The sequence below is a fragment of the Pseudomonas sp. P1_F7 genome (genome assembly GCF_056405655.1).
Genome location: NZ_JBFUBR010000006.1, coordinates 117,165 through 131,438, shown reverse-complemented (window position 1 = coordinate 131,438; position 14,274 = coordinate 117,165). Strand labels below are relative to the sequence as shown.

The window sequence follows — 14,274 nt, the reverse complement described above, 5'->3', positions numbered from 1 at the left end:
ATCAGGCGTGGTGATTTTCAAAGCATTGCCCGGAAACTGTTCAATGCCTTGACCGACTGAACCAGGCCTTGACGTAACAAGAGATCGAGATAAGTGTCAGTGTTCATCGGTGGGGCCTTCAGTTGCTTGCGCTGTCGTTGTGCCGCGGCGACCACCGCTGCCGGGTCCAGGTCGAAAAGGTTATCGACGAACTCGTCGGGGTGCTGGGCCTCGATGCCATAAGGTTGCAGCGCGGTGCTGGGGAAGTCTTTCTGGTTGAAGGTGACAATGACGCTGGCGTTGCAACGAATGGCAGCCGCCAGGACATGTCGGTCATCCGCATCGGGCAGCGTCAGTCCTTGTATCAAAGCTTCGTACCCCGACACGCAGGCGTCGGGAATCGCCAGATCCATTAACTCGCAGGTGCGATTCAATTGCGCGGCGTTGAGATCCGGGCGGTTTCTTAGCAGATTGCGTTTCCATTCATCATGTATTGCCACTGACCATTTCGCCCTGAAAAGCCCGGAGAGCGCGAGCCACATCAGAAAATCTCTCAAGGGCGCGGGGTAAAGAACACAAGCGTCATATACAGCGGTAAATGAAGTGTGCCTCACTCGTATCCTGTCCTTAACGCCTGTGCCTGCTCGGCGAGAAGCATCATTGCCTGCTCGCTGGCGGTGTCGCGCCGGTTTTTATAGTCCATCAAATCGGCAAAGCGCACACGTCGGTGCTTGCCGGTTTTGTGGTAGGACAGTTCGCCGGATTCGAGCAGTTTGATCAGGTGTGGACGTGAGACATTGAGCAGGTCTGCCGCTTCTTGCGTAGTCAGTTCAGCGTGGACCGGGACTACTTTCACAGCGTTACCGGCTGCGAGCTCAGCCAGAATTTCGACTAGCAAACGGAGCGCCGAGGTGGGCAGTTCGATGTTATGCGCTTCGTTCTGCTCATCGAATATCTGGATGTGCTGAGTTTCGAACTGGGTGGCGAGATAGGCAGCCAGGGTGCGTTGCCCCTCGATTGCGGCCTGTATTTCGTGTTTCGCGGGCAAATTGATTGGCGGATGAATGACGATCGACATGACGGTTTCCAATATTCTGAATGATCGATGTCGGCAGGCTATTCGAATTAATCGAAAATCGCAATAAACGAAACGGACGGTTTTCAGACCGCTTTTGTCAACAACCCCTGTACATACTCCACAAACGCCCGAGCCTTGGCGCTGGCCATTCTTCCAGTGGGGAATACGGCCCACAGATCCAGGTTCGGCAATGTCCAGTCCTTCATCACTTCCCGGACTGAACCGTCAGCCAGTTCCGGCGCGAACATCCATTGCGATGCCATGGTCAGGCCTTGGTGGGCCAGCACGGCTTCACGCAAGCCTTCGGCGGCGTTGACACGGATCCGGCCGCTAATGATCACCGATTGCTCCTCGCCGGCCTTGTTGAACTGCCAGTTGGTGCCGCCGCCGAGGGTGTAGACGATTGCCTGATGCTTGCACAGGTCGGCGGGGCAGGTGGGTTCGCCGTGTTTTGCGAGGTACGCCGGCGTGCCCAGCACTATGCGCCGGCATTCGGCGATCTTGCGGGCGGTCAGGCCCGAGTCGCTCAGCACGCCCATGCGCAGGGCGATGTCGACGCCTTCTTCCACCAGATTGACGTTGCGATCATCGAGCATCAGGTCGATGTTCAGCTCCGGGTTTTGCTCCAGGAAGGGTCCCAGGTGCGGAACGATGTGCAGCCGGCCGAAGGTGACAGCCGCGCAGATGCGCAGGTTGCCACTCAGCCCGCTGGCGGAACCCCGTGCGGCGTTATCGGCTTCGTCGGCTTCTTCGATGGCACACTTGGCCCGTTCGAAAAAGGCCAGCCCGGCCTCGGTGGGCGTCAGGCCCCGGGTCGAACGCAGCAACAGCCGCACCGCCAACCGCGATTCGAGTTGCGCGATGGTTTTCGACACGGCCGGCTGACCGATGTTCAGGCGCCGGGCGGCAGCGGAAAACGAGCCGGTTTCCACCACGTAGACGAAGGTTTCCATTGCGGCGAGGCGGTCCATTGAAGGTCCTTGTGCAAAATCCGGAAGTTATCGGAAGTCCCCTGTGGGAGCGAGCTTGCTCGCGATGACGGCAGTACCTTCACCATTGATGTGGCTGACAGCCCGCTATCGTCGGAACGCCGCCCGGAGCAAGCTCGCTCCCACAAGGGATATTTGGCGGCAGCGGTACTTGAACTGAACGGGTCAGCCGCGTATCGCATCCAGCATCGCTTCAGGCTCCGGGCGCTGAGTGTAATCGGGGTTGACCTCGGCGTAACGGATCACGCCATCTTGGCCGATCACATAGCGCGCCGGCATCGGCAAGGTCCAGGACGGATCATCGTTGAACGTCGGCAGGTCATTGCGCAGGTTTTTATACAGCTCGATCAGGTAGTCGGGCAACGCGAAGCGCAGCCCGAAGGCGTCGGCCGCATCGTTATGGCGGTCGCTGAGGATCGGGAATTGCAGGCCGTTGGTGCGCATCGACTTGCGGCTGTTGGCGGCAATCTGCGGCGAGATGGCCACCAGGCTGGCGCCATTCTCCTGCAACGTCGGCAGGAAAGCCTGTAAGGCTTGCAGCTCCAGATTGCAGTACGGGCACCAGACGCCACGGTAGAACGTCAGCACCAAAGGACCTTTGGCCAGCAGATCAGCCGACGATACCGGATGCCCGTCGGGGTCTTTCAAGGTGAACAGCGGCGCCTTGTCGCCAACCTTCAGCGCTTTGTTCGCCGCGCCCGAGGCGATCAGTTCGGCCGTGGCCCGCTCCATGACCGGGTGGATATCGGCTGGTGCGTTGTACGGTGGTTTGCCGGCCTTGAAGTCGGCTTTGAAGGCATCGAGTTTTGCTTGCAGGGACATAATCGTAATCCTCATGGATGAAGCCGGTTTGGCTGGGATCAATGTTGACCTTGGGCAGGCGCGGGCGGAACGCAGGTGGGTGGCATAGGATTCATGCTTGGGGGGAATGGCGGGGCTTTCATCAGGGGCTTTCATCACACTCTGTAAAACAACCGGACGTCGCACTTCGGTTTTTTGTGCTTGAGTAAAGATAACTCTAGGGTTATTTTTGTTTTTGCCAAGCAAGGAGGCTGGTGGTGCAGAGCAGGCTATTGATCAAGGAGTTGGTGGAAGCGGGTTGGACCCTGGACCGGGTCACTGGCAGTCATCACATCTTCACGCACCCTTACAACCCGTACACCATTCCCGTCCCTCATCCCAAAAAGGATTTACCGATCGGGACGGTCAAGAGCATCAGGCGGCGGGCCGGGCTTTACTGCCCGCCAGCCAGTTACGCAGGAGATCCATAATGCAATATCCAATCTGTATCGAATGGGGCGACGAGAACACCGCCATCGGTATCCAGATCCCCGATATTCCAGGCGCGGTGACCGCCGGGGATACCTTTGAAGAGGCTTACAACGCCGCCGTCGAAATTGCCCACATCATGCTGCAAGAGATGGCGGCAGACGGCGATACGATTCCGATGCCGACTTCGGCGGCATTGCACCGCGGGAATCCGGAATTCGCCGACATGGGCTGGGGCATGCTGGAACTGGACATCTCGCCGTACATGGGCAAGACCGAGAAGGTCAATGTCACGCTGCCTGGCTATGTGATCCAGCGCATCGACCGCTATGTGCGTGAGCACAATGTCAAAAGCCGCTCCTCCTTTCTGGCGGATGCAGCGATGGAGAAGCTGGTTCGGCAATAAGTTGTCTCAGCTGGATCTCCTTCGCGGGCAAGTCGGATCGCCGCACCGCCGCTCCCACAGGGGTTGCAAGATACCTGTGGGAGCGGGCTTGCTCCGGGCGGCGATCCGACGAAGCTTTTAGCGATTTATGCCGTCGCCAACGAACCCTTCTGCGAAACACTCAAGAACCGCAACAACGCCAGCAGCGGAAACGCGCTGCCAACCATCACGATCCACAACCAGCCACCGTGCTCGTACACCGCGCTGGCCACCGAAGAGCCGAAGGCGCCGCCGATGAAGATGCTGGTCATGTACAGCGCATTCAGGCGGCTGCGGCTTTTGCCGTCGAGGGCGTAGACCGCACGCTGGCCGAGGACCATGTTCATCTGCACGCAGAAGTCGAGCACCACGCCGGTCACGGCCAGGCCGATGACGCTCCAGGCCGGATGGATAAACGCCGGCAGAAAACTCAGGCTGGCGAACAGCAGGGCCAGCAACGACGCGATGCGCGTGTGACCGGCATCGGCCAGGCGTCCGGCGATGGGGGCGGCAATGGCGCCGATGGCGCCCACCAAGGCGAAGATCGCGATCTCGCTTTGCGACAAACCGTGATTGCGCGCCAGTTCCAGCGGCACGGCGGTCCAGAACAGGCTGAAGGTGGCAAACATGCAACCCTGGTAAAACGCCCGCTGGCGCAGGACTGGTTGTTTGCGCAACAGCGTCCACAGCGAGCCCAGCAATTGGCCATAGGAAGCACTGTGATCAGGTTCACGCTTGGGAATGGTCACGGCCAGCACGATGCTGATGGCCGCCATCAACACCGCGGCAATCATAAACATCGCCCGCCAGCCGAAGTGATCGGCCACCACACTGGACACCGGCCGGGCCAACAGAATGCCGAGCAACAAACCGCCCATGATCCCGCCCACCACACGGCCACGGGTTTCTTCCGGCGCCAGGTGCGCGGCCAATGGAATCAGGATCTGCACCGAAACCGAACTGAACCCCACCAACAGCGAAATCAGCAAAAACACGTTCGGCTGATCGGTGAACGCCGCGCCCAGCAGGCTGACAATCGCCACCAGGGTGGTGATGATCATCAGCCGACGGTTCTCCAGCAAATCCCCCAACGGCACCAGGAAAAACAGCCCCAGCGCATAGCCGATCTGGGTCAGGGAGACGATCAGGCTGGCCATGGTATTGGTCAGGCCGATGTCCGGAGCGATCAGGCCGATGATCGGCTGGGCGTAGTAGATGTTGGCGACAATGGCACCGCAGCAGAAGGCGAACAGCAGCACCATGCCTCGGGTCATTGTCGCGGTGCCGTGGGACACCTGGGTCGCTGGTTTCATAACGGGTCTCGCTGTACGGAAAGGAATGCGCGCAGGCTAATGGGCTGCCGGAAACGGCGGAAGTGGGATTGGAGTGATAGCAATCATTCCATTGCGGAATGACTGACGGACGCGTGTGTCGAAGTACCTTGCGTCAGAACATCGAGGGTGAATGATACATTCACTTACATCTTGTTCGATAGCGTGCTTATGTTCTCACTCCACGTCCCGTCACCGGAGGGCCGCTCCATGAATGTGAAGTTTCGTCAGCTGATTCGCTGGGGTTCAGTCGTTACCTTGATCGGCGTATTCAGCGCTGGCCTGGTTCAGGCCGAGGACGCACCGGGCACGCGCATCGGGGTGCGCGGCGAGATCACCGGCGTCAGCCCGGACATTCTGAAAGTCCATGCCAACAGCGGCGACAACGTGGTGATCAATCTGACCAAAGACACCAGGGTCCGCGCCGTGACCCTGGCCAACATCGAAGACATCAAGCCCGGCAGCTACATTGGCTCTGCGGCTATTCCTCAGGAGGATGGCTCCCTCAAGGCCCTGGAGGTCCACGTTTTCCCGCCGGAGCTGGCCGGCAGTGGCGACGGTCATCGGCCCTTCGATCTGGTCAAGGGCAGCAGCATGACCAACGGCAGCGTCGGCGACCTGGTGGTGAGCAATGGTCGGGTGCTGACCGTCAACTACAAGGGCGGCCAACAGAAGATTTTGGTGCCGGAGGACGTACCCATCGTCAACCTGGTGCCGGCCGATCGCAGCCTGTTGAAGGTGGGCGTGAAGATCGTGACCTTTGTCACGCAGGGCGCTGACGGCACGCTCACCGCCCAATCCATCTCGGCGGGCAAGGATGGCGTGACGCCGCCGATGTAGCCGACACATGGCAACCGGCCATCCGAAGAAAAGCCCGCAGAGCCCCGGCAGCTAGAATCTACAGGGGGGATCACTTCAATGTGTCCTTACAAGCGGGAGTATCACGATGAAAATCGTATCTTCGCTGGCGTTAGTCGTAGCAGTCGGTGGGCTCTGTGCTTGTTCGACAGTGCCTGACAGGCAAGTCACCAACGTTCCCCTGAACGGCACCTCGGTCAATCCCGGGAATATCGGCCGGCCGATCATGATGCCCAACGGGCATGACACCGTGTTCTGGATTGCGGTCAGTGGCGAGCCTGTGGGCAGTGCGTTACCGGGCCGTCTGATGGCTTACATCTACCCGGGCAGTTGCGCGAACCTGGGTGCGAAACCGGCCTATGACATGAACGACGGACCCAATGCGCGGTTCTATTCTGCGGCGTCGCACCAGTATTTCTGGAAGAGCGCACCGGTCGCCATCGAAACCCTTCGAGCCGGCGGCTATGCCTTGGTGGTGCGTGAAAGCCCGGCCGATGGTCACCAGAATATTTTCTGCGGCAACCTGAGCTGAAAGTGGAAGCCACAAAAAAGGCGACCTGTGCTGGTCGCCTTTTTCGTTAACGCGCAGTCATCACTGACCGCTGTAGATCTGGTCGAAAACCCCGCCATCAATGAAGTGGGTCTTCTGCACGGTGCGCCAGTCGCCGAAGGTCTTCTCGACCGACAGGAAGTCCACTTTCGGGAAACGGTCGGTGTACTTGGCCAGCACGGCCGGGTCACGCGGCCGCAGGTAGTTCGCCGCCGCAATCTCCTGGCCTTGCGGCGACCACAAGTACTTCAGGTATTCCTCGGCCGCTGCGCGGGTGCCTTTCTTGTCGACGGTTTTGTCGACCACCGACACCGGTGGCTCTGCTTCGGCGGAAACGCTTGGGTAGATGACTTCGAACTGATCACGGCCGAACTCGCGGGCGATCATTTCCGCTTCGTTCTCGAAGGTCACCAGCACGTCGCCGATCTGGTTGGTCATGAAGGTGGTGGTAGCGGCACGGCCACCGGTGTCGAGTACCGGCGCTTGCTTGAACAGCTTGCCGACGAATTCCTTCGCTTTGTTCTCGTCACCGCCGTTTTTCAGCACGTAGCCCCAGGCCGAGAGATAGGTGTAGCGGCCGTTCCCCGAAGTTTTCGGGTTCGGGACGATGACCTGAACGCCATCCTTGAGCAGGTCCGGCCAGTCTTTCAGGGCTTTCGGGTTGCCCTTGCGCACGATGAACACGGTGGCCGAGGTGAACGGCGCGCTGTTGTTCGGCAGGCGCGTGACCCAGTTGTCCGGGACCAGTTTGCCGTTGTCCGCCAGGGCGTTGATGTCGGTGGCCATGTTCATGGTGATGACATCGGCCGGCAGGCCGTCGATGACCGAACGCGCCTGTTTGCTGGAACCGCCGAAGGACATCTGCAGGATGATGTTTTCGTTGTGCTCGGCTTGCCAGTGTTTCTGGAACGCAGTGTTGTAGTCCTTGTAGAAATCTCGCATCACGTCGTAGGAAACGTTGAGCAGGGTCGGTGCAGCCTGGGCGATGTTGCCCAGGGCCAGGCCAGCGGCGAGAAGTGAGGCGCCAAAGAGTTTTTTCACTGCGAATTCCTTTTGATGTAGGAGCTGCCGTAGGCTGCTCCTACGGGTTATTTATTAGTTATCAACGATGTGTCGACTATAGCCGGGCTCGTTTAGTCCTTTAAAGATTAAAAAGCTCTTTGCTTATTCCAGTTTTTTGAACAATGCATTGCCACAACGCGAGCAGAACGACGCCTCGGGTTCATGGCTGTCCTTGGCACACACCGGGCAGTCGCGATGCAACTGGCCGCCACGCATGGCCGTGGCCAGTTCGGCGGTGAAGATCCCGGTGGGCACGGCGATGATCGAGTAACCGGTGATCATCACCATCGACGAGATGACCTGGCCCAGTGCGGTCTTGGGCACGATGTCGCCGTAACCGACGGTGGTAAGGGTGACGATAGCCCAGTAAATGCCCTTGGGAATGCTGGTGAAGCCATGTTGCGGGCCTTCGACCACATACATCAGGGTGCCGAACACGATGACCAGCGTGCAGACGCTGAGCAGGAACACGAGGATTTTCTGCTTGCTGCCGCGCAAGGCATCGAGCAGGTAATGGGCTTGTTTGAGATAAGGACCGAGCTTGAGCACGCGGAAGATCCGCAGCATCCGGATCACCCGGATGATCAGCAGGTACTGGGCATCGCTGTAATACAGCGCGAGGATGCCGGGCACGATGGCCAGCAGATCCACCAGCCCATAGAAGCTGAACGCGTAGTGCAGCGGTTTTGGCGAGCAGTACAGGCGCAGGATGTACTCGCCGAGGAAGATCACCGTGAAGCCCCACTCGATGTACGCCAGCAGGCTGGCGTAATTCTGGTGGACGTCATCGATGCTGTCCAGAATCACCACCACCAGGCTGGCGAGGATGATCAGCAGCAGGGTGGAGTCGAAGCGTCGACCGGCGACGGTGTCGGTCTGGAAAATAATCACGTACAGGCGATTACGCCACGTGTCGTTGCTGTTCATGCACATCGCCTTGGCCGCAAATCAGCGCAGCCTAGGTTGATTCTCCCCGGGAGCGCAAGGCGCGCTGTCGACCGTGGCTTTGCCGAGCATTTGCACAACGCTGCGGATCAGCCAGCCGGCAAGAATGAACGGCGCGGTCAGCGTGGGCAGACCGATGGCGGCAAACACCGGAGTCAGCAGCAACGCCAGGCCGATGCCAATCAGCGGCAGCCACGGTTGGCGACGCTGCGAGCTGAAGGCGAGGGCGGCGAGTACGGCGTTATAGCCACCTAGGCCGAGCAGCGCGGTATAGAAGTCGTGGTGCAGCAGGCTCCAGCCCATGCCCGCGACAGACGCCAACAACGCCCAGCAGAATGCGCGGCGATCAGCGATCAGCAAACCGGCGGCAATCATCGCACCGGCCAGCGGATGACCGAGGAACATCACTTGGCCGAGGCCTTTGAGTGGCGCGGCGAGCATGTTCAGGGTGCTGACTTCGATCAAGTGCGGCTCAGTCGAGGGCGTGGCGAAGCACAGCAGCAACCAGCCCAGTCCGACGAAGGGCGCGGTGTAGGCCGGCAGGCATTGGCTGAACCGGACGCGCTTGAGCCACTGCTGGGTGATCATTGCACTCAGGCCACCGGCGGCCAGAATCAGTGGCGGCATCATCGCCGACCAGGGGAAATACAGGCTCAGTAACAGTCCGAGCAGGACGCCGTTGTAGCTGAACAACCCGGCCTGACGATCAGCCTTGGCATAGTTGCGACGTTGCGCGGTGAGCAGCCCGGCGACACCGCCGAGCAAGGCGCCGCCGAGCAAGGCGGGCGCAGTGAACAAAATGGCCAGGACGCACAGCAGGCCGCACAGCGGATTGCGCTGGAGAAAGATCTGGCTGAAGCCGTTGAGCAATGCTTCGGCCCAGTCGGGGCAGTGGGTGTTGAAGTGATTGGCAGGCATGGCAGTTCTGAAGGTCAGTGGGACCGAGTTGCCTGCATCGCGAGCAAGCTCGCTCCCACACTGAATCTTTGTTCAGTCTTGGTTCTGTGAACGACACAAAACCAATGTGGGAGCGAGCTTGCTCGCGATGAGGCCGGTATGGGCGCTAGATCAATGTCTCGATACGCAAAGAGTTAGTCGACCCCGGCTGCCCAAACGGCACACCGGCGGTGATCAATAACGTGTCGCCACGCTGCGCCATGCCCTGGGCCTGGGCGATCTCCAGCGCTGTGGAGCAGACTTCATCGACCTGACGCAGGCGATCGTTGACCACCGAGTGCACACCCCACGCCACGCTCAGGCGACGGGCGGTCTGCAGGTTCGGTGTCAGGTTGAGGATCGGCACCGTCGGCCGCTCCCGCGCCGCACGCAGGCTCGACGCGCCGGACTCGCTGTAATTGACGAGCACCGCCACCGGCAGCACGTTACTGATGCGGCGAATGGCGCAGCTGATCGCGTCGGAAACGGTGGCCTCGGCTTTCGGTCGGCTGACGTCGAGTTGAGTCTGATAGTCCGGACCGTTTTCCACCTGGCGGATGATCTTGCTCATCATCTGCACGGCTTCGAGCGGGTATTCGCCGGAGGCGGTTTCCGCCGACAGCATCACCGCGTCCGCACCTTCGGCCACGGCGTTGGCGACATCGGTGACTTCGGCGCGGGTTGGCGCCGGTGAGAAGCGCATCGACTCCAGCATCTGCGTCGCCACCACCACCGGTTTGCCGAGCTGGCGGCAGGTGCTGATGATGTTCTTCTGAATTTGCGGCACGCTTTCGGCCGGCACTTCCACGCCCAGGTCACCACGGGCGACCATGATCGCATCGCTCAGTTCGGCGATCTCGCGCAGTTGTTCGACGGCCGAGGGCTTCTCGATCTTGGCCATCAGGAACGCCTTGTCGCCGATCAGGGAGCGGGCTTCGCGGATGTCATCGGGACGTTGCACGAACGACAGCGCTACCCAGTCCACCCCAAGCTCCAGACCGAAGGTCAAGTCGCGGCGATCCTTGGCGGTCAGCGGGCTCAGGTCGAGCACCGCTTGTGGAACGTTCACGCCTTTGCGGTCTGACAGTTCGCCGCCATTGAGCACGGTGGTGTCGATGGCGTCGGCGTACTTGGTCACCACCCGCAGACGCAGCTTGCCGTCGTCCAGCAGCAGGTCCATGCCCGGCTCCAGCGCGGCGATGATTTCCGGGTGGGGCAGGTTGACCCGGCGCTCATCGCCCGGGGTGGCATCGAGGTCCAGGCGCAAAGCCTGGCCGCGTACCAGTTGCACCTTGCCTTCGGCGAACTTGCCGACCCGCAGTTTCGGGCCTTGCAGGTCCATCAGGATGCCCAATGGATAATTCAGCTGGCGCTCGACTTCACGGATCCACTGAAAACGCTGGGCGTGGTCGGCGTGATCGCCATGGCTGAAGTTCAGGCGGAAGATGTTGACCCCGGCCAGCACCAGCTCACGGATGGCGTCGATGCCATCGGTGGCCGGACCGAGGGTGGCGAGGATTTTGACCTTTTTGTCAGGCGTCATGTTTAGTGCTCTCAAGGATCAGAATGGCGCGGAAGTCGTTGACGTTGGTACGGGTCGGCTCGGTGACGATCAGCGCGTCGAGTGCCTCGAAGTAGCCGTAACCGTTGTTGTTGTCCAACTCGTCGCTGGCGCTCAGACCCAATGCGGCGGCGCGGGCGTAGCTGTCCGGGGTCATGATCGCGCCGGCGTTGTCTTCGGAACCGTCGATGCCATCGGTGTCGCCGGCCAGCGCGAACACGCCGGGCAGGCCCTTGAGGCTGTCGGTCAGGCTCAGCAGAAACTCGGCATTGCGCCCGCCACGGCCATTGCCGCGCACGGTGACGGTGGTTTCGCCGCCGGAGAGAATCACACAGGGCGCCGCCAGCGGCTGGCCGTGCAGGACGATCTGTCGTGCGATGCCGGCGTGGACTTTCGCCACCTCGCGGGATTCGCCTTCGAGGTCGCCGAGGATCAGCGGACTGAACCCGGCCTGACGGCATTTCACCGCCGCCGCTTCAAGGGATTGCTGCGGGCGGGCGATCAACTGGAAATGACTGCGGGCCAGGCTCGGGTCACCGGGTTTGACGGTTTCCGATTCGGGGCTTTGCAGCCAGGTGCGCACCGAAGCCGGAACCTCGATGGCGTAGCGTTTGAGGATCGCCAGCGCTTCGGCCGACGTGCTCGGGTCGGCCACGGTAGGGCCGGAGGCGATGACCGTGGCGAGGTCGCCCGGTACATCGGAAATCGCATAGGTGTAGACCGTGGCAGGCCAGCAGGCTTTGCCCAGGCGGCCGCCCTTGATCGCCGAGAGGTGCTTGCGTACGCAGTTCATCTCGCCAATGGTGGCGCCGGACTTGAGCAGGGCTTTGTTGATCGACTGCTTGTCGGCCAGGGTGATGCCTTCGGCCGGCAGTGCCAGCAGGGCAGAGCCACCACCGGAGAGCAGGAAGATCACGCGGTCGTTTTCACTCAGGTCGCTGACCAGTTCCAGCACACGCTTGGCCACGGCCAGACCTGCAGCGTCCGGTACCGGATGCGCGGCTTCGACCACTTCGATTTTTTCGCAAGGTGCGCCGTGACCGTAGCGGGTCACCACCAGGCCGGAGACTTCACCCTGCCAGCAGCGCTCGACCACCTGGGCCATGGCAGCGGCGGCTTTGCCGGCGCCGATGACGATCACGCGACCGCTGCGGTCGGCAGGCAAATGGGCTTCGAGGACTTGTTGCGGATGCGCCGCGTCGATGGCTGTGGCAAACAGCTCGCGCAGCAATTGTTGCGGATCGACCGACATGGCGGGCTCCCGGAATTCTTGTTATTGGGGGAACGCAACCTGCGGCAACTCTGGGTCGGTTACCCATTTGGTGGGATGAACCGGATCCTGTAGGAGCTGCCGCAGGCTGCGATCTTGTTGCGGATAACGCTGTATGCGGAGAGATGTCAGATCAAGATCAAAAGATCGCAGCCTTCGGCAGCTCCTACTTGCGAATCGAGAAGTTCGCCATGTGTTCCAGACCCTTGATCAGCGCCGAGTGGTCCCAGTTGCTGCCACCGATGGCCGCGCAGGTACTGAACACTTGCTGGGTGTTGGCGGTGTTCGGCAGGTTGATGTTCAGCTCCTTGGCGCCTTGCAGGGCCAGGTTCAGGTCCTTCTGGTGCAGGCTGATGCGGAAACCTGGATCGAAGGTGCCCTTGATCATGCGCTCGCCGTGCACTTCGAGGATCTTCGAGGACGCGAAACCGCCCATCAGTGCTTCACGCACCTTGGCCGGATCGGCACCGTTTTTCGAAGCGAACAGCAGGGCTTCAGCCACGGCCTGGATGTTCAGGGCCACGATGATCTGGTTGGCCACCTTGGCGGTTTGACCGTCGCCGTTGCCACCGACCAGGGTGATGTTCTTGCCCATGGCCTGGAACAGCGGCAGGGCGCGTTCGAAGGCGTCGGCATCGCCGCCGACCATGATGCTCAGGGTCGCAGCCTTGGCGCCGACTTCACCGCCAGATACCGGGGCGTCGAGGTATTGCGCGCCTTTTTCGTTGATTTTTGCCGCGAAAGCCTTGGTGGCGGTCGGCGAGATCGAGCTCATGTCGATGACGACTTTGCCCTTGCCCACGCCAGCAGCAATGCCGTCGGCGCGGAACAGCACGTCATCGACCTGCGGGGTATCCGGCACCATGACGATGATGAATTCAGCTTCCTGGGCGACTTCTTTCGGGTTCGCCAGGGCAACGGCGCCAGCGGCGACCAGGTCGGCAGGCGCAGGGTCGTGGTGGGCCGACAGGAACAGGCTGTGACCGGCTTTCTGCAGGTTCGCCGCCATTGGGTGGCCCATGATGCCGGTGCCGATAAATCCGATTTTAGCCATGAGAAAATCCTCTTGTTTTTATAAACAGCCGTAGGAGCTGCCGCAGGCTGCGATTTTTTGATTTTGCTTTTGAAGGTCAAGATCAAAAGATCGCAGCCTTCGGCAGCTCCTACAGGGTCATGTGTTTGTCAGATCGCGTTATGGGTTTTCAACCAGCCCAGGCCCGCTTCAGTGGTGGTCAGCGGCTTGTATTCGCAACCGACCCAACCCTGATAACCGATACGGTCCAGGTGTTCGAACAGGAAGCGGTAGTTGATTTCACCGGTACCTGGTTCGTTGCGCCCCGGGTTGTCCGCGAGCTGCACATGGTTGATCTCGCCCAGGTGCGATTGCAGGGTGCGGGCCAGATCGCCTTCCATGATTTGCATGTGGTAGATGTCGTACTGCAGGAACAGGTTGGCGCTGCCGACCTGCTCGCGAATCGACAGGGCTTGCGCCGTGTTGTTCAGGTAGAAACCTGGAATGTCACGGGTGTTGATCGCTTCCATCACCAGCTTGATACCCGCCGCTTGCAGCTTGTCGGCTGCGTACTTGAGGTTGGCGACGAAGGTTTTTTCCACGGTGGCATCGTCGACGCCTTGTGGGCGGATACCGGCCAGGCAGTTGACCTGGGTGTTGCCCAGTACTTGTGCGTAGGCGATGGCCAGGTCGACACCGGCGCGGAATTCTTCAACGCGGTCCGGCAGGCAGGCGATACCCCGCTCGCCTTTGGCCCAGTCACCGGCCGGCAGGTTGAACAGCACTTGGGTCAGACCGTTGGCGTCGAGCTGGGCCTTGATTTCGGCGGAGCTGAAGTCGTACGGGAACAGGTATTCGACACCACTGAAGCCGGCCTTGGCGGCCGCTTCGAAACGGGCGAGAAAGTCCTGTTCGGTGAACAGCATGGACAGGTTGGCTGCGAAACGCGGCATGGTGGTCTCCCGTTAAGGTTGTCGTTCCCGCACTCTGTGCGGGAACGATCGATAGCA

Annotated in this window: 16 protein-coding genes; 4 read left to right on the top strand and 12 right to left on the bottom strand. The window is 60.6% G+C overall.

Features of this window, described 5'->3' with window-relative positions; genetic code table 11:
• Positions 1 to 17 precede the first annotated feature (17 nt).
• The 4 genes from AC1D1M_RS11665 to AC1D1M_RS11650 form a co-directional block, all read right to left on the bottom strand.
• Positions 18 to 593: a VapC50 family PIN domain-containing toxin gene (locus AC1D1M_RS11665; protein WP_477775749.1), complete on the bottom strand. Its 576-nt coding sequence runs from the start codon at positions 591 to 593 to the stop codon at positions 18 to 20.
• Positions 590 to 1,057, bottom strand: coding sequence for a helix-turn-helix domain-containing protein (locus AC1D1M_RS11660; RefSeq protein ID WP_477775748.1), 468 nt, complete (start codon positions 1,055 to 1,057; stop codon positions 590 to 592). Before AC1D1M_RS11660 ends, AC1D1M_RS11665 begins: the two co-directional genes overlap by 4 nt.
• Before the next feature lie 83 nt (positions 1,058 to 1,140).
• Complete coding sequence (locus tag AC1D1M_RS11655; protein ID WP_477775747.1) at positions 1,141 to 2,028, bottom strand: LysR family transcriptional regulator; 888 nt, start codon at positions 2,026 to 2,028, stop codon at positions 1,141 to 1,143.
• A 183-nt stretch (positions 2,029 to 2,211) separates the two neighbouring features.
• The gene (locus AC1D1M_RS11650; protein ID WP_477775746.1) at positions 2,212 to 2,868 is read right to left on the bottom strand and encodes a peroxiredoxin-like family protein; all 657 of its coding nucleotides are present in this window, start codon (positions 2,866 to 2,868) and stop codon (positions 2,212 to 2,214) included.
• A 236-nt stretch (positions 2,869 to 3,104) separates the two neighbouring features.
• Between AC1D1M_RS11650 and AC1D1M_RS11645 the strand changes: the two genes are divergently transcribed.
• Entirely contained in the window at positions 3,105 to 3,317 is a 213-nt protein-coding gene (locus AC1D1M_RS11645) for a type II toxin-antitoxin system HicA family toxin (protein WP_223447966.1), read from the top strand.
• Entirely contained in the window at positions 3,317 to 3,721 is a 405-nt protein-coding gene (locus tag AC1D1M_RS11640; RefSeq protein ID WP_007983297.1) for a type II toxin-antitoxin system HicB family antitoxin, read from the top strand. The genes AC1D1M_RS11645 and AC1D1M_RS11640 overlap by 1 nt, the downstream gene beginning before the upstream one ends.
• 125 nt (positions 3,722 to 3,846) lie before the next feature.
• Here the strand turns inward: AC1D1M_RS11640 and AC1D1M_RS11635 are convergent, their stop codons facing one another.
• Positions 3,847 to 5,052, bottom strand: a complete 1,206-nt coding sequence (locus AC1D1M_RS11635; protein WP_477775745.1) for an MFS transporter — start codon at positions 5,050 to 5,052, stop codon at positions 3,847 to 3,849.
• A gap of 228 nt (positions 5,053 to 5,280) precedes the next feature.
• On the opposite strand from AC1D1M_RS11635, the gene AC1D1M_RS11630 reads away from it, so the two are divergent.
• Both AC1D1M_RS11630 and AC1D1M_RS11625 read left to right on the top strand, forming a co-directional pair.
• Positions 5,281 to 5,910 carry a hypothetical protein gene (locus AC1D1M_RS11630; protein WP_477775744.1) on the top strand — a complete coding sequence of 210 codons (630 nt, stop codon included), beginning with the start codon at positions 5,281 to 5,283 and terminating at the stop codon, positions 5,908 to 5,910.
• A gap of 106 nt (positions 5,911 to 6,016) precedes the next feature.
• Positions 6,017 to 6,460 (top strand): hypothetical protein, encoded by a 444-nt coding sequence (locus tag AC1D1M_RS11625; RefSeq protein WP_477775743.1) that lies wholly within the window; start codon positions 6,017 to 6,019, stop codon positions 6,458 to 6,460.
• A 60-nt stretch (positions 6,461 to 6,520) separates the two neighbouring features.
• Here AC1D1M_RS11625 and AC1D1M_RS11620 read toward each other — a convergent pair whose 3' ends face one another.
• From AC1D1M_RS11620 to hyi, 7 genes are all read right to left on the bottom strand, one after another.
• Positions 6,521 to 7,519, bottom strand: coding sequence for a sulfate ABC transporter substrate-binding protein (locus AC1D1M_RS11620; protein ID WP_477775742.1), 999 nt, complete (start codon positions 7,517 to 7,519; stop codon positions 6,521 to 6,523).
• A gap of 123 nt (positions 7,520 to 7,642) precedes the next feature.
• The gene (locus tag AC1D1M_RS11615; RefSeq protein ID WP_046037669.1) at positions 7,643 to 8,467 is read right to left on the bottom strand and encodes an ion transporter; all 825 of its coding nucleotides are present in this window, start codon (positions 8,465 to 8,467) and stop codon (positions 7,643 to 7,645) included.
• A gap of 21 nt (positions 8,468 to 8,488) precedes the next feature.
• Entirely contained in the window at positions 8,489 to 9,403 is a 915-nt protein-coding gene (locus tag AC1D1M_RS11610; RefSeq protein ID WP_477775741.1) for an urea transporter, read from the bottom strand.
• A 145-nt stretch (positions 9,404 to 9,548) separates the two neighbouring features.
• The gene (pyk, locus tag AC1D1M_RS11605) at positions 9,549 to 10,964 is read right to left on the bottom strand and encodes a pyruvate kinase (protein ID WP_150716449.1); all 1,416 of its coding nucleotides are present in this window, start codon (positions 10,962 to 10,964) and stop codon (positions 9,549 to 9,551) included.
• Complete coding sequence (locus AC1D1M_RS11600; protein ID WP_046037666.1) at positions 10,954 to 12,234, bottom strand: glycerate kinase type-2 family protein; 1,281 nt, start codon at positions 12,232 to 12,234, stop codon at positions 10,954 to 10,956. Before AC1D1M_RS11600 ends, pyk begins: the two co-directional genes overlap by 11 nt.
• A gap of 184 nt (positions 12,235 to 12,418) precedes the next feature.
• Entirely contained in the window at positions 12,419 to 13,306 is an 888-nt protein-coding gene (locus AC1D1M_RS11595) for a 2-hydroxy-3-oxopropionate reductase (RefSeq protein WP_477775740.1), read from the bottom strand.
• 128 nt (positions 13,307 to 13,434) lie between these two features.
• Positions 13,435 to 14,217, bottom strand: a complete 783-nt coding sequence (gene hyi, locus AC1D1M_RS11590) for a hydroxypyruvate isomerase (protein WP_477775739.1) — start codon at positions 14,215 to 14,217, stop codon at positions 13,435 to 13,437.
• Between the last annotated feature and the right edge of the window lie 57 nt (positions 14,218 to 14,274).

What these genes read in the sequence shown, in the direction of transcription:
- AC1D1M_RS11630 (WP_477775744.1), top strand. Translation starts at nt 5,281, where the DNA reads ATGAATGTGAAGTTTCGTCAGCTGATTCGCTGGGGTTCAGTCGTTACC.
- AC1D1M_RS11640 (WP_007983297.1), top strand. Translation starts at nt 3,317, where the DNA reads ATGCAATATCCAATCTGTATCGAATGGGGCGACGAGAACACCGCCATC.
- pyk (WP_150716449.1), bottom strand. Translation starts at nt 10,964, where the DNA reads ATGACGCCTGACAAAAAGGTCAAAATCCTCGCCACCCTCGGTCCGGCC.
- AC1D1M_RS11650 (WP_477775746.1), bottom strand. Translation starts at nt 2,868, where the DNA reads ATGTCCCTGCAAGCAAAACTCGATGCCTTCAAAGCCGACTTCAAGGCC.
- AC1D1M_RS11625 (WP_477775743.1), top strand. Translation starts at nt 6,017, where the DNA reads ATGAAAATCGTATCTTCGCTGGCGTTAGTCGTAGCAGTCGGTGGGCTC.
- AC1D1M_RS11655 (WP_477775747.1), bottom strand. Translation starts at nt 2,028, where the DNA reads ATGGACCGCCTCGCCGCAATGGAAACCTTCGTCTACGTGGTGGAAACC.
- AC1D1M_RS11610 (WP_477775741.1), bottom strand. Translation starts at nt 9,403, where the DNA reads ATGCCTGCCAATCACTTCAACACCCACTGCCCCGACTGGGCCGAAGCA.
- AC1D1M_RS11660 (WP_477775748.1), bottom strand. Translation starts at nt 1,057, where the DNA reads ATGTCGATCGTCATTCATCCGCCAATCAATTTGCCCGCGAAACACGAA.
- AC1D1M_RS11595 (WP_477775740.1), bottom strand. Translation starts at nt 13,306, where the DNA reads ATGGCTAAAATCGGATTTATCGGCACCGGCATCATGGGCCACCCAATG.
- hyi (WP_477775739.1), bottom strand. Translation starts at nt 14,217, where the DNA reads ATGCCGCGTTTCGCAGCCAACCTGTCCATGCTGTTCACCGAACAGGAC.
- AC1D1M_RS11615 (WP_046037669.1), bottom strand. Translation starts at nt 8,467, where the DNA reads ATGAACAGCAACGACACGTGGCGTAATCGCCTGTACGTGATTATTTTC.
- AC1D1M_RS11635 (WP_477775745.1), bottom strand. Translation starts at nt 5,052, where the DNA reads ATGAAACCAGCGACCCAGGTGTCCCACGGCACCGCGACAATGACCCGA.
- AC1D1M_RS11600 (WP_046037666.1), bottom strand. Translation starts at nt 12,234, where the DNA reads ATGTCGGTCGATCCGCAACAATTGCTGCGCGAGCTGTTTGCCACAGCC.